General features: G+C 39.0%; 17 protein-coding genes. 4 read left to right on the forward strand and 13 right to left on the reverse strand.

Annotated elements, in window-relative coordinates; genetic code table 11:
* Nucleotides 1–4: 4 nt before the first annotated feature.
* Together E4661_RS15395 and E4661_RS15400 are read right to left on the reverse strand one after the other, a co-directional pair.
* Nucleotides 5–1,402 carry a peptidylprolyl isomerase gene (locus tag E4661_RS15395; protein WP_240751496.1) on the reverse strand — a complete coding sequence of 466 codons (1,398 nt, stop codon included), beginning with the start codon at nt 1,400–1,402 and terminating at the stop codon, nt 5–7.
* Entirely contained in the window at nt 1,395–2,276 is an 882-nt protein-coding gene (locus E4661_RS15400) for a peptidyl-prolyl cis-trans isomerase (protein WP_136468357.1), read from the reverse strand. The genes E4661_RS15395 and E4661_RS15400 overlap by 8 nt, the downstream gene beginning before the upstream one ends.
* A gap of 115 nt (nt 2,277–2,391) precedes the next feature.
* Here E4661_RS15400 and E4661_RS15405 point away from each other — a divergent pair, with 115 nt between their 5' ends.
* The 4 genes from E4661_RS15405 to E4661_RS15420 are packed head-to-tail and all read left to right on the forward strand — an operon-like array spanning nt 2,392 to nt 4,771.
* Complete coding sequence (locus tag E4661_RS15405) at nt 2,392–2,844, forward strand: SRPBCC family protein (RefSeq protein WP_136468358.1); 453 nt, start codon at nt 2,392–2,394, stop codon at nt 2,842–2,844.
* 4 nt (nt 2,845–2,848) lie between these two features.
* The gene (locus tag E4661_RS15410; protein ID WP_136468359.1) at nt 2,849–3,106 is read left to right on the forward strand and encodes a hypothetical protein; all 258 of its coding nucleotides are present in this window, start codon (nt 2,849–2,851) and stop codon (nt 3,104–3,106) included.
* Complete coding sequence (locus tag E4661_RS15415; RefSeq protein WP_240751497.1) at nt 3,081–4,259, forward strand: serine hydrolase; 1,179 nt, start codon at nt 3,081–3,083, stop codon at nt 4,257–4,259. Before E4661_RS15410 ends, E4661_RS15415 begins: the two co-directional genes overlap by 26 nt.
* Nucleotides 4,259–4,771, forward strand: a complete 513-nt coding sequence (locus tag E4661_RS15420) for an SRPBCC family protein (RefSeq protein ID WP_136468360.1) — start codon at nt 4,259–4,261, stop codon at nt 4,769–4,771. Before E4661_RS15415 ends, E4661_RS15420 begins: the two co-directional genes overlap by 1 nt.
* An 18-nt stretch (nt 4,772–4,789) precedes the next feature.
* Here the strand turns inward: E4661_RS15420 and E4661_RS15425 are convergent, their stop codons facing one another.
* From E4661_RS15425 to rpmB, 11 genes are all read right to left on the reverse strand, one after another.
* The gene (locus E4661_RS15425; RefSeq protein WP_205728967.1) at nt 4,790–5,809 is read right to left on the reverse strand and encodes an SMP-30/gluconolactonase/LRE family protein; all 1,020 of its coding nucleotides are present in this window, start codon (nt 5,807–5,809) and stop codon (nt 4,790–4,792) included.
* 103 nt (nt 5,810–5,912) lie between these two features.
* Nucleotides 5,913–7,217, reverse strand: a complete 1,305-nt coding sequence (gene rimO / locus E4661_RS15430; RefSeq protein WP_136468361.1) for a 30S ribosomal protein S12 methylthiotransferase RimO — start codon at nt 7,215–7,217, stop codon at nt 5,913–5,915.
* Between the two features lie 228 nt (nt 7,218–7,445).
* The gene (locus E4661_RS15435) at nt 7,446–8,315 is read right to left on the reverse strand and encodes a DUF2911 domain-containing protein (protein WP_136468362.1); all 870 of its coding nucleotides are present in this window, start codon (nt 8,313–8,315) and stop codon (nt 7,446–7,448) included.
* An 18-nt stretch (nt 8,316–8,333) separates the two neighbouring features.
* Entirely contained in the window at nt 8,334–9,014 is a 681-nt protein-coding gene (locus E4661_RS19585) for a sialate O-acetylesterase (protein ID WP_136468363.1), read from the reverse strand.
* Complete coding sequence (locus tag E4661_RS19590) at nt 9,008–9,736, reverse strand: sialate O-acetylesterase (protein WP_136468364.1); 729 nt, start codon at nt 9,734–9,736, stop codon at nt 9,008–9,010. The genes E4661_RS19585 and E4661_RS19590 overlap by 7 nt, the downstream gene beginning before the upstream one ends.
* Nucleotides 9,737–9,748: 12 nt before the next feature.
* Entirely contained in the window at nt 9,749–11,890 is a 2,142-nt protein-coding gene (locus E4661_RS15450) for a GDSL-type esterase/lipase family protein (RefSeq protein ID WP_136468365.1), read from the reverse strand.
* A gap of 6 nt (nt 11,891–11,896) precedes the next feature.
* A complete protein-coding gene (locus E4661_RS15455) occupies nt 11,897–12,673 on the reverse strand; it encodes a hypothetical protein (RefSeq protein WP_136468366.1) in 777 nt (258 codons plus the stop codon).
* A 63-nt stretch (nt 12,674–12,736) separates the two neighbouring features.
* Nucleotides 12,737–13,693, reverse strand: coding sequence for a signal recognition particle-docking protein FtsY (ftsY, locus tag E4661_RS15460; protein WP_136468367.1), 957 nt, complete (start codon nt 13,691–13,693; stop codon nt 12,737–12,739).
* Between the two features lie 88 nt (nt 13,694–13,781).
* On the reverse strand, nt 13,782–13,934 hold the full coding sequence (locus E4661_RS15465; RefSeq protein WP_073181591.1) for a DUF4295 domain-containing protein: 153 nt from the start codon (nt 13,932–13,934) through the stop codon (nt 13,782–13,784).
* Nucleotides 13,935–13,977: 43 nt separating this feature from the next.
* Nucleotides 13,978–14,160, reverse strand: coding sequence for a 50S ribosomal protein L33 (gene rpmG, locus E4661_RS15470; protein ID WP_136468368.1), 183 nt, complete (start codon nt 14,158–14,160; stop codon nt 13,978–13,980).
* Between the two features lie 27 nt (nt 14,161–14,187).
* Nucleotides 14,188–14,415: a 50S ribosomal protein L28 gene (gene rpmB / locus E4661_RS15475; RefSeq protein ID WP_116185924.1), complete on the reverse strand. Its 228-nt coding sequence runs from the start codon at nt 14,413–14,415 to the stop codon at nt 14,188–14,190.
* Nucleotides 14,416–14,462: the final 47 nt, after the last annotated feature.

Below are 14,462 nucleotides of genomic sequence, written 5' to 3' on the forward strand. Positions count from 1 at the left end.
GCACTTAGTCCTTTACCCAGTTATTTGCAAAATCGCACCCTCTGTTATCTGTGTTTACATGAATATATGTGTCCTGAATGTGCTCGTCCATCCATTTCTTGATGGCTTTAATCTGTTTTTCTCTTAGCGCCAATTCTTGAATCTTAACATAGTCCTGAGCAAAATCAGCCTTATGCTCATCATAGCGATTGGATATCTTCATAATTTTGAACTTAGGAGGTCCTCCCCTTTCGTCGTTTTCCCGAATTGGTTTTGAAATTTCTCCATCTTTCAAGTCCCTTACCTGATTGTAAAGTGTTGGGTCCATATTTGTGAGTTCAAAACGGGAACCATAATTTATTGGATTACGTAGTATTCCACCATCATTTTTAGTTTCCTTCTCATCAGAAAAGTTCAATGCAGCTTCGGAAAAAGTGTATTTGCCATCGATGATATGTTGTCGAATGCTGTCCAGTTCTTCAACCGCAGTTTCAATAGCACTTTTAGGTATTTCCGGAATAAGAAGAATATGTCTTAAGTCCAGCTCCTGTCCTCTAATTTTTTCAACATAGATTATATGATACCCAAAATCAGTTTCAAAGGGTTCCGATATTTCACCTTCTTGAAGGCTGAAGGCAACATCTTTGAATTCTTTTACAAATGGAGTTTCCCGGGTCATACTATAAAACCCTCCATTTGATTTTGACCCAGGGTCTTGAGAGTATAGGATTGCCTTTACATTAAAACTGGCATCATTATCCTCTACGTCTTGTTTTATCTGGTTTAACCTATCTATTACTTTTTGTTTTTCTTCTTCCGGGGCTGACGGTTGTTTTACTATCTGGGCAATTTCAAGTTCAGCTCCGAAAACCGGTCTTTCATTTTCCGGTATTCTGTTAAAGAACTGACGTACTTCTTCAGGTGTAACCTCAATTTCCTCTACAATTTTGCTTTGCATCTTTTCTGAAAGCATTCGAAGTTTGTTGATCTCGAACAGTTCCGTTCTAAAACTCTCTATATCTGGTTTTTTGTAGAATTTCAAAACCTTTTCCAAGGATCCGACTTGAGCCGTAAGTTGCTGTATCTGGCGATCGCTTTGAGCGTTTACCTCATCATCCGAAACCAACAAACTATCCTGCACAGCTTGATGCGCATACAAGCGGTCCTCCATTAGTTTCCCCAAGACTCCACACCTTGTAAAATCTGCCGTGGAGGCTCCCTGGCTTTTTAAATCAATAAACGTTTTTTCGATATCCGATTCAAGAATTACATAATCCCCGATCACAGCAGCAATACCATCCAACTTTACTTTTTTGGTTACTTTGGTAGAGTCGTTTTTACCTGCCCGAGCTTCATCGCTTTCCTGGGCATTTACAAACCCTACCATTACAAATAGCAACGCAGCTATAAGTTTTTTACTCATTTTGTCCATATACCTCAAATTCATTCTTCTTTGTAGCTTCATTGATAATTTCAGTCTCCAACTTTCTTACATAATCTAATCTTCTTCGATTAAGAATAAGCTGTTTAATATCAGGAGAAACATATTCAAAGGGTGCGATATCATTGATTTTCAAAACTTCGTTCACCCTTCCCAAATATACCCCTAAGGAATCTTCCAATTCAAAAAATTGTGATTTTTTTAAGTAGTTGGCTTCGTTTACGTTAGTGAGCGCGGGTATTTCTTCCATAACCCTAGCGGCACTAACCCAAATGGAATCATTGAAATGGATTTTCTTAAACTGAACCGCAATTGAATCCAAATATTGTTTATCCCCCTCTTTCCATTCTTTCATTTTCGCGATTACTTGATCTTTATCCAAAAATTGTGGAGGAAGTGTTACAAAACGAAGCTGTACCAATTTCTCACTTAGCTTGAAATTTTCCTTTTCCTTTTCGTAATATGACCTAAGTTGTGCTGTTGTAACCGCAGTATCTTGGGCTTGAAGTACCAAGGCCTCAACGTAGGCTCGAGTATACAAATCGGCCCGATAATCCTCTACCAAGCGATTGAACTCTGTCAGCTTTTCTTCAGGAAGGTTAATCTTGGATTTGGAAAGCAATAATTGTTTAGACGCCCAATTGTTAATATAATTATTCACAAAAAGGGCACTGTCTTGAGGAGACATATCGTCCCGAATAAACGTAGTCATGTCCTCTTTATAAAGATAAGTGTCCCCTACCCTTGCCAAAGGTTCCTTTTCTTGTTTCTCTCTAAAAATAGAACCACAAGAGCTTAAAAGAACCAATGCTGCAACCCAGAGTAAGGTTTTCGTATTTTTTTGGAGCACAAGCATTCCGCAAAAATAACAATTACATCATGGCTTGCAAGCAGGTTACTTTTCCATTAACAGATTTTTAGCAGGCCAGTTCTATCTCATAAATTATTACATTAGTAAAAAACCATCCAAAATGAAGTACACCTCAGAAATAGTGATTGACCTTCCTCGAGAAGAATTTCTAAAAAAATTGGATAACGTAGAAAATATGAAACACTGGCAACGTGGCTTGGTAAAATATGAGTTGTTGTCCCAAAACCCTGATGCGGAGGGAGCCCGGATGAGTTTAACCTACAAAATGGGCAAACGTGAGTTTGACATGATAGAAACCATCATAAAGAAAAATCTTCCTGAAGAGATGTACACTACATACGATACAAAAGGCGTGCATAATGTCCAGAAAAACTACTTTAAAGAAGAAAACGGAAAGACAAGATGGATTTCCGAAAGTGAATTTCAGTTTTCAGGGTTAGGAATGAAAATCATGGCTTTTATGATGCCAGGAGCCTTTAAAAAACAATCTCAAAAGTATTTAGAAGATTTTAAAGCATTTGCTGAAAATGGCACCTCAGTATTAAACCTATAATATAATGGCAAATATCTTGGATAGAAAAATAAAAATGATTTGGGATTTTCGGGGGCCAGGAGCTGCAAAAACTGCAGAACACTATAGAAAGCATTTGGAAGAGTTCATAGTAATTGAAGAGTTGAAATTTGATATCACAGGGGTGCACCATTTTACCAATACCCACAGTATTGCTTATATGGTGGTTGCCGAGTTTGAAATGAAAGAAGCCCGAGAAATTCTAAAACCGCACAGAGGTGAAATTTATTTGGGGGATTTATAACAGTAAAATGGCATTGCAGTCTAAACGCATTCTTATTTTATTAGCGGTTTTTGGAGTACTTTTTCTTGGATGTCAAAAAGAGAAGTCCATAAATCCCCTTGAAAAGGCTTTAGCGTCAAATAGTCCATTAATCAAAAGGGTTATGGATAGTCTAGATCAATATGAAGTTCAAATCCGCTATACACAAATAAATCGAAAAAATGACAGTATCCAGTTCACTGATTTTGATTTTCAGGTAGATAAGAATAATTACTTCTACCCTGCAAGTACGGTTAAATTTCCAGTTGCTGTGGCGGCTTTGGAAAAACTGAATGAAATAGATTCGCTCTCTAGAGACACCCGATTTTATATTGAAGGTGATTCGGTTGAAACTACTTTTGCAAAAGCCGTTTCTGAAATATTTGCAGTCTCAGATAATGCCGCAAACAACCGCTTATTGGAGTTTTTAGGTCAGGATACCCTTAATCAGCGTTTAAAAGTTCGAGGTGTTGCTCCAATGCAAATTAACCATCGCTTGTCAACAGCCAATGCCGATGATCTTACCACCAAACCTTTAATTATTTATATTAATGATTCTACTACGGTATCCAGTACGCCCCTTGTAAGCAGCTATCCAAAACCTTTGGCAATAAACAAAATCAAGAAGGGCAAGGGTTATTATGCGGATGAAATGCTTGAGGAAGGGCCCTTTGATTTTTCATTTAAGAATTACTACCCAATTGAAGCCCAACACGGACTGTTAAAACGCATAGTTTTCCCCACGGCTTTTTCGTCTGAACAACGATTTAATTTAAGCAATTCCCAACATGAATTTCTTCTTGATGCCATGTTCACTTTACCAAAGGAACTTGGTTATGACAAAGAGGTTTATTATGATAGCTACGTTAAGTTTTTGATGTTCGGAGATTCATCCGAACCCATGCCAGAATACATCAAAATCTATAATAAAGTAGGTTACGCGTATGGGACCTTAACCGATTGCGCCTACATTCATGACGAAAAAAACGATGTGGATTTTATGGTAACTGCAACCATTTTGGTCAATAAAGATGGTATCTTTAATGATAACGTATATGAGTATGATGAGATTGGGATACCTTTTTTGGCTCAATTGGGAAGAGAATTGTACAAATATGAATTAAATCGTAAGTGATGGAAAAACTAACTTTTGACTGTTTTACGAAAAAAATCTATATAAAAGCGCCAAGAGAAAAATTGTATTGGTGCTGGGGTACTTCGGAAGGAATTACCTCTTGGTTTTTAAGCCATGCGGATTATCTTTCAGGGTCTGGAACAAAAAGGTCAAGCGAAGAAAACATCCAAGCTGGTGATACTTATACATGGAAATGGCATAATTGGGATGGAATTGAAAACGGCAATGTACTCAAGGCCAATGGTATGGATTATTTAGAAATTTCCTTTGCGGACAGCAAAGTGTCTGTTGCTCTGGAAGAACATGATAAGGCTGTTCTTGTGGTTTTAAAGCAGTTCGATATCCCAACAGATGATCAAAGTAAACTTAACATTCATCATGGGTGCAGCAATGGATGGACCTTTTGGTTGGCCAATCTGAAAGCTTACCTGGAGCATGGCATATTGTTGAATGAAACCGAATTTGACCTCCGAAATATCCCTCTATCAGGATACGAGTTCGTGAATATGTAGTTTGGAAACAACAACGGATTATTTTAAATCCACAGCCAGCACGAAATCATCCGCCGTAATAAATAACCGTTTTTCATTGGAAGTGAAGGCACAATTTGAAGTAGCTTCGCCGGTGCGAATTTTTGCAATGGGTTTTACTACTTGATTAAAAATCCATACCCCTCCTGGTCCAGTGGCAAATATGTAACCATTGCTTTTTACTTTCATTCCATCCGGTAGGCCCTGTTCTCCCTTTTTTCCTACCAAATGGGTCGCATCATAAAAAATCTGCTTGTTGGTGATTTTTCCAGGTGCTAAAATATCATACTGATACCACACTGCATGTTTAGGGTCGGAAACAGCCACATATAGTTTTTTTTCATCAGGAGATAATCCAATCCCATTGGGCTTGGTCACTGTACTATCCAATAAAATTGCCTTACCTTCCTTGCCCACAAAATATATTCCCTGGAACATAATTTCCTTGGTCGTATCCTTTTCTCGTTTTTCCAAACCATAGGGAGGGTCGGTAAAATAGAGGTTCCCTAAAGTATCGAAAACTCCATCGTTGGGGCTATTGAACTTTTTACTCTCATATTCATCAACCAATATTTTAAAATCTGGTTTAGGATTGTTGAATTCGGCATTCATTTTTGCAACTCTTCTGTCACCATGCTGCATGAGCACCAAATGGCCATCTTTGTCCAATAACAGTGCATTAGAACCCATTTCACCTCCTCTTGGTTTGTTCCCGGTATAGCCCGAAGGCGTCAGAAATACGGAATTGTTTCCTTGAGAATCAATTTTATGGACTTTGTTATTTGGTATGTCAGAAAACAAAAGAAAGTTTCTCCTTTCCACCCATAAAGGTCCTTCTGTCCAGGCATATCCCTCTCCAAGGATTTCCACTTTGCTATCCGCATCAATAATCTCTAATGCCTCGTTGTCCAGTATTTCGACAAATGCATCCTTTTTATATATATTTTTCTGATTTTTAGCGCACCCCATAACAATTAACGATAAAAACACTACAGGAAGAAGTTTTCTGCATCTTAGCATGGCCCTTAAATTAAAAGTAACTGATAGGAAAAAATAATACTTATAATCCAAACTTAAAAATAGACCAAAGATTCAACCAGCTCAGCAAATTCATGAGGTTTTGTTATATCCGAGGTTGGCCGTATAAATCAAAGTCAGATGCATCTGTAATCGTTACGTCTACAAAATCACCCATTTTTACGTAGTGTTTAGCTGCGTCAATCAGTACTTCATTATCTACATCAGGTGAGTCAAATTCAGTTCGGGCCACAAAGTGATTACCTTCCTTACGGTCAACAATACACTTGAAGGTCCTTCCTATTTTTTCTTGGTTAAGTTCCCATGAAACTTGTGATTGTATTTCCATAATTTCATTGGCCCGTTCCTGTTTTAACTCTTCCGGCACATCATCTTCCAATAAATAGGCATGTGTATTTTCCTCATGACTGTAGGTAAAGCACCCCAATCGTTCAAAACGCATTTCCTTCACCCATTCTTTTAAAGTCTGAAAATCCTCTTCTGTTTCTCCTGGGTATCCAACAATCAAGGTAGTGCGTATGGCCATTTCTGGAACCGCCTTTCTAAAATCTTCCAACAACTTTGTTGTCTTCGCCTTGGTAGTACCTCTGCGCATACTTTTTAGAATAGGGTCGGCAATGTGTTGCAACGGAATATCAATATAATTACAGATCTTTGGCTCCTTTTTCATCACATCGAGTACATCCATCGGAAAACCTGTGGGAAATGCATAGTGCAAACGAATCCATTCGATACCTTCTACCTTCACCAATGCTTTAAGTAATTCAGCAAGATTTCGCTTTTTGTATATATCCAACCCATAATAAGTAAGGTCTTGGGCTATTAGAATCAGCTCTTTCACCCCTTTGGCTGCCAATTTTTCAGATTCCTTAACCAAATCTTCAATTGGTGTGCTCTTATGCTTTCCTCTCATTATCGGAATAGCACAGAACGAACATGGCCGATCACAGCCTTCTGCAATTTTTAAGTATGCATAATTCTTGGGAGTGGTGGTCAAGCGTTCGCCAAGCAATTCGTGTTTGTAATCCGCACCTAGCGCTTTAAGCAGGTTAGGTAAATCGCTCGTTCCAAAATACTCATCCACATTAGGGATTTCCTTTTGTAAATCTGGTTTATATCTTTCACTCAAACACCCAGTAACAAAAACCTTATCTACATCCCCGGCTTCTTTCTTCTGAACGTACTCCAAAATGGCGTTAACACTCTCCTCCTTGGCATTAGCTATAAATCCACAGGTATTGATAACAACCACATTTCCTTCTTCTTCGTGAGCCACCTCTTTGTTGTTGGCCTTCAATTGCCCCATAAGTACCTCTGAGTCGTATACATTCTTGCTACAACCTAAGGTAACTACGTTGATTTTGTTTTTCTTGAGCGATTTTGTCCGCATATTTCCTATAAATGGAGTGCAAAAATACAATAAGCCACGTAACTGGTCGATTTTAGTGCATAATTGTATACAGAAACCTTTGATCCTATAGACCTATTGGCAATAAAACTTAGAAACAAAGCAACAAAGCCAAATCGACATACAAGATTCCACCAAAGAGTCAACAATGTGTTTTTAGTTCAACTAGCATGACAGTTTGATCTATTGGACCTCAACCTTTTCTATGAATCACCTCAAAAGTTCTTTCCAAGCTTTAATATTTTTCCGATTCATCCGCACGAACTCGTCTTTTCCGAGAGAATCTGCAATTTTTAAGGATTTTTCAGCTGAGTTTATTGCAGACTTATAATCTCCAAGTTGAGCCTCAACCAAAGATTTTACTCTATGGAAATAGTAGGTATCACCTCCCAGCTGCAAGGCTTTTTCCAAATAGACCAAAGCGCGTTCATACTCAATCCCTTGTTCTTGCAAATAGCGAGCTGATTCATAATAGGTTTGGGCTGTTGGGTTTTCTTCAATCTGTTTAAGAATTTCTTTTTTCATCAATGAATGGGTATCCACTTCAAAGGGGATAACAACCATAGTATTGGCCCATATCAATTTCATTTGAGCTGAATTGTGGGTTATGGAGTCAAATGAAATTAAAAGGTTCTCCTGATGATAAGATACTCTGTGAGGCTTGGCCTTAATTCGAAACAGGTCTTCTCCTGGATTGTAATTTTTACGACCATCACCCCAATGGGTAATATTGGTATGAAATGCGATTTGCCAGACATCGGATTCAGGAAAGGCATACAAAGCATAGGTTCCCTTTGGTAATCTATTACCCATCACCTTTGCATCGGAATCGACTGTAATTTTAGTGCTTTCATTGGCGCCCACCCTCCAGATTCGGCCATAAGGCACCAATCCAGGTTCGCCATCGGGTCGAGCACCAAAAATATGTCTTCCCTTTACCCCAGGTCTTGAATAATGAACGGTAATCTTCGACAACCCTATTTCTTGCTCGACTTTTGAAAACGGGCTGGCTTTAGGGTGTTGAATTTGCGCCTCTGTTTGAAGACAAGCAACCAAACCGACCATAATCAACACACGCATCACCATATTATTAAGTTTCTATTCCAAAGATATTTCCCAGGTATCCGTTCTGAACGCAGATGCCGGTAGACCTTCATTATTCATTAAGTTAGGTAGAGCCTTGTCATCAAAAGCAAATCGTACAGCTTCTGGTTTTTTTACTTTACTGGAGTACACTTCAACCTTATCTCCTTTTATTCGAGCTTTTGCTTCATAAAACTTTTTGTCTGCCCCAGCAATGTAAAATTCCTTTAAGGCTTTGCCTTTTATGCTCAAACCACTTTCGGCATGGTCAAAAGTCAAAATAATTTTATTCCGTTTCACCTCCATACTTTTATAAATGGGTCCGCTATATTCCACATCCTTTACCCCATAAGTTTTGGCCAGTGCCCATAAAGCCAATCTGCGTCCAACTTCCTGCTTGTTCGTTGGGTGAATATTTTTTAGGTTTCCAATGTCGTTTGTAACCGCCATTCCCGTGTAGGGTACAGACAACATGGTATACAGTTGTGCATCACGCACTACCGCCGCTTTGATATCCTTTTTGTCCTTATCATAATCGAACGGTGCAATCTGAACATAGTAAAAGGGAAAATCCTTATCCCAGAGATTCCTCCATGACTCGATTAATAATGGAAATGATTTATAGTAGGATTTGGAATTAGCACGATTAGATTCACCCTGATACCAAATGGCCCCAGCTATATCATAATTTAGCAAGGGATGAACATAGCATTATAACAATCCCCAGGTAAATGAGGTCGCCATTCATTTGTTCCAACCTTTGTTGCTGCCTCACTGAGCTCTGCATCACTATCAATAAGAGTTTCTGGAATCCAAACCTCAACGGGAGTACCTCCCCAATTGGAACTTATAAGTCCAATAGGTATTGAAAGATCTTTATATAATTTTCTGCCAAAGAAATAGGCCACCGAACTAAAGTTCTGCATGGTTTCAGGTGAGCATATAAGCCATTCCCCAGGAGTGTCATCTTGTGGCGTTGAAGACTTACGTTGTGGAACCTGAAAGAAACGAATATTAGAGTAATTAGCATTTTTTATTTCCTCCTGGACATTGTCCAACCCCATATTCGGTGTCCACTGCATATTGGATTGACCGGAAGCAATCCAAACTTCCCCTATCAATACATTTGAAAATACAATTTCTTCATGACCTTTTATGGTAACCGTGTACGGCCCTCCTGCCACTGGCGTAGGCAATTTGGCTGACCATATGCCCTGGTTAGCTTTTGTGGTAACAACAACATCACTCCAAGAGCCAGTAATCGTTATGGTTTCTCCAGTGGCTGTTGTCCAGCCCCAAATCGTAGCTTCGGATTGTTGTTGCAATATCATATTATCAGAAAGTATGGTGGGAGTCCATATCTTGGCAAAACCGACATTGGTCAATAATAATAGTAACAGCAAGAGTAATTTTTTCATATTATCGTGTTTTTATGGTTGGTTGATTTTGTCAATTTGTTCTTTGATGTACTTTGCCCAAGTTTCATACCCCTTCGGTTGAAGGTGAATACCATCGGTACTGAGTTCCTCCTCTTTTAAGGTTCCATCTTCATTGCTGAAATATCTCTCCAAGTTATGATATTGGATGTTTTTCGCATATTCCAAACCGGAAAGCTTAGCATGTATTTCTCTATATTTCTTTCTTCTGTCGGAAGTCGGATCCAAACCAGTGGGCAAAGGGCCAAAGAACAAGATGGCGGATTCAGGAAATTTTTCTTCCGCGATCGCCAAGGTATTTTTAAGTCCATCCACAATCTCTTCTACTGAATCATCAGGAAAATTGTTTACCCCAATTGCCAAACTTACCACCTTAGGATTACAAGCTTCATATTTTCCATTTTTAAGCCGCCAAGCTATATGCTGCGTTCTATCTCCTGAAATGCCAGCACCTATCCACTCTAAATCTTTAAAAGATGCATCAGCTGCAGGTTGCCCTGGTTTATAAGTTACCCAATCTCTTGGGCCACCCCAACCTTGGGTAATGGAATTGCCTATCAATAAAAGGTCAATATCCTTAGAGGCTTGGCACAACGAATCGATTTGTTCCGCCTGTGACCACCATCCTTTTCCTTCTTTCCATCCCGCAGCGGAGCGATATTCAGAAGCGGGAGCAGGAATTGAAGCGAAATTGGTCTTATGTCCCGTTGCCCGTAAAATAAAATCAACAATCTTGGTTGGATTTTCCAAACTGTGTGGATGATGGCCCACACCCTCTTTATACATTATCTTGATATTACCGCCCAATGAATCTACTTTTTCAGCGAACAGACGCGTATTTTCATCAACGGGAACAACTTTATCCGCAAGGCCACATACATGAAGCATGGGAATACCAGATGCCGCCAAAAGTTCAGTCTTATGCATAGGCCAACCTTTGAAGTTATCCGAGGGCATGTCAGATGTCAATCCATATCGTTGTTTGGCAAGCTCCCAATCTGGAGGACTTCCTATGCCATTGCCAAATCCTCCTGGCCAGCTGCGTGCGTCCAAAACGGGTGCATCAGCATAGATACAAGCAACTTTATCAAGATTTTCAGCGGCCCAATTGTAAATAATAAGACCACCTCGGCTCATTCCCTCCAATGCAGGTTTTGGATTCATTCCTGCTTTGATCATTAAATCGTAGCATTTGTTCCATTGTGCAACAGCTTCAGGATTACCAAAAAAGGTCCCTACTTCGCAGTAAACTACATGAAACCCGCGTTCTAATAGCGCAATATCGGTTTGCGGTTCATGTCCAAAGAAACGTGCTCTCCAAATCCAAGGTTTATCTTTTAAAGGTCTTTTGGGACGAACCACTTTTAGTTGTAATCCGTCTTTTTCAAAATCGAACTGATCAAAACCATAAAAGTTTGATTTTTTAATGTTTTCTACTTGTAAAGTTTCGACCAAATCAAAATCATACGTTTCATGCTTTATAGCTTCGTAAGCTCTTTTAGCTATCAAGGTTGCTCCTAGTGAAGAGGGATGTATTTCATCCGGCATCAAGCTAGGATTTCCTACAAATAATTGATACAAATCGATGGTTTCAAGCCCCAAATCGTTTGCAACCTTTTGAGTCTTTGGGGTTATTTGACTTTTAATGACAGGATTCCAAATGCTTGTGCTATCCTTCATATACGATGGGACCGGAAGCACTAAGATGATTCTGGCCTTTTCATTTCCCTCCCTGAAAGAGTCAACCAATGCTTTATAATCTGATTCAAACTCATCAAGATGTTGACGGTTCGGTACTTTGGTATCGTTAGTTCCAAGTTTGATAAGAACAATATCTGCATTATAGTCCAAAGCTTGTTGGTATTGCTCGGTTTCCCAATAGGGCAAATCACCCTTTTTAAGCAAGGTCCTTCCACTGATACCAAAATTTTTCACCTCATATGCATCATCCAACATATTTTGTAATTGGATTGGGTAGGCATTATTTTCCCTATCTGCCATACCCGCACCATACGTAATACTGTTCCCAACGCATGCAATTTTGACTTTCTCTACTTTTGAGGTTTGTTTTTTGTCCTGTTCAGCACAGCACAGCACAATAGCCGTTAGGATAAAAAGAAAAACGTATTTTTTCATTATTGATTAACTAAGTTTTGGAATTCCTAAAAGATACAGTATCACACCAGGCCCAGACTTTACCCGTTCAATTTCCCATTCATAAGCTTCCTTGTTCTCTAAATCATTCACCAAAGCCTTCATTTCTTCAACGGAATAGGTTCGTAAGGAGGAAACAACACCATCCCAAAGTACAAATAATGGAACTGTCGGAATTAAATAGGTAAAAATCAACCTGCCCATTTTAAAAGGTTTTATGAAAGGTGTTGTCAATAAAACAGAAATGGGAGAAAAAAGCATCGCCAGAATGCTTGGCACACTCCTTTCTTGCGCTTCAAAAACGCCAATTACACTATTGGCATTTACTGCATTCTGCAATATTTGTTTGGCATCATGGGGCCTAAAATGATGCAGGGATAGGAACTGGGTTCGTAAACCTTTTAAACTTTTAGGTACATTTCTGGCATCAATGGAAGTAGTGATGTATTCAAAATTGTCTGATTGCTTTTTTGTGTATTCGAAAGCACCAAGATTCGGATAATAGTCAGTGAGCACTATTTTAAGATCGGGGTAGTTCTTTTTAAGTTCCAAATTCAACCAATACAGTCCTCCACCTCCACCTGAGCCCAAATCGATGATTCGATTTACCCCACAGGCTTCTATTCCTCTTTCGATTACCGGAACTACCGGTTTATAAAGTCTTGTTTTATTGGATAAAAATTGAAGGAAGTCGGTACCATAATTTCTTAAGAAGCTTGGAAACCATTTTTGGTCTTCAAATTCGAATAAATGTACTCTTCCCATGTCTTAGTGCTCGACCGACTAAATTTAGGGAATATTTGGCTAAACCTTCGAATTTGTTCTTGACTAAAGTTTAAAAAACGAATCCACAAATTCGTATTTATTAAAAACCTGAAGGTCTTCTATTCCTTCACCTACCCCAATGTATTTAACGGGTATCTGGAACTGATCTGAAATACCTATGACCACACCACCCTTTGCGGTTCCATCCAACTTGGTGACTGCCAAACTGGTCACTTCGGTGGCCTTAGTAAATTGTTTGGCTTGTTCAAAGGCATTTTGACCGGTTGAACCATCTAAAACCAACAAAACATCATGCGGAGCATCAGGAACCACTTTTTGCATCACCCTCTTCACTTTTGAGAGCTCGTTCATCAAATTAACCTTATTGTGCAAGCGTCCTGCAGTATCTATCAGAACAACATCGGCATTATCTGCTTCAGCCGAGTTTAGGGTATCAAAAGCCACGGATGCCGGGTCGCTTCCCATTTTTTGCTTTACAATAGGAATATCAACTCTATCCGCCCAAACTTGTAACTGATCTATGGCGGCAGCCCTAAATGTATCCCCAGCGCCCAAAACAACTTTCAAACCTTTATTTTTAAATTGATGGGCCAACTTTCCAATGGTAGTGGTCTTACCCACACCATTGACCCCAACTACCATAATCACATAGGGTTTTTTATCATCTGGTACCGCAAAGTCGGCATCCTCGCCCACATGGGTTTCAGAAAGCAGACCAGCAATCTCCTCTCTTAAAATTGTATTGAGTTCTTCGGTTCCCATATACTTATCTTTGGAAACACGTTCTTCGATGCGTTCTATGATTTTCAGAGTTGTGTTAACCCCTACATCAGAAGTGACCAAGACTTCTTCCAAATTGTCCAAAACCTCATCGTCTACTTTGGATTTTCCGGCAACCGCCTTGCTCAATTTTCCGAAGAAACTGGTTTTTGATTTTTCAAGACCCTTGTCCAAGGTCTCTTTTTTGTCCGAAGAAAATATCTTTTTAAATAGACTCATAAGCATTCAACATCAGTTGCCAAAGATAGGAAAGTAAGGGCATAAAAAAAGCCGCTATATTGCGGCTTTTCAATTTTGTATAAGCTAATTACTTCTTGTTCAACCAATCGTTGACCAATTCAGGGGCCATAACTGATTCTACAAATGTATAAGCTCCCGTTTTTGGAGACTTTACCATTTTTATGGCCTTGGTCAATCTTTTTGATGATGACTGAAGTGTTGCTACTGTTTTCTTTGCCATGGCTTACTTTTTATGATTTGCTTTTATTTAGTAAAAAGCCTAATTACTTAATTTCTTTATGAACGGTCATGCGCTTAAGGATAGGGTTGAATTTTTTGATTTCCATCCTATCTGGCGTGTTTTTCTTATTCTTGGTGGTGATGTACCTTGAAGTACCAGGCATACCAGAGTCTTTGTGCTCTGTACACTCTAAAATAACCTGAATTCTATTTCCTTTCTTTGCCATTGTATCTTTCTTAAAACCTTACTCTGACTATTTCTTGGAATTGATTTCCTTCAAAACAGCAGAGATTCCTTTTTTGTTGATAATCTTTAAACCTCTGGAAGAAACGTTAAGGGTAACCCAACGGTCCTCTTCAGGAATGTAAAATCTTTTTTTCGAGATATTTACATCAAATCTTCTTTTGGTCTTATTGATAGAGAAGGAAACGTTGTTCCCAAACATCACCTTTTTACCTGTAACTTCACAAACTTTAGACATCTCCCTAACTTTTGAGTGATTTTATTGAGGCTGCAAATTTATAGCAA

This window comes from Flagellimonas onchidii, assembly GCF_004804315.1.
Taxonomy (GTDB): Bacteria; Bacteroidota; Bacteroidia; order Flavobacteriales; family Flavobacteriaceae; genus Flagellimonas; species Flagellimonas onchidii.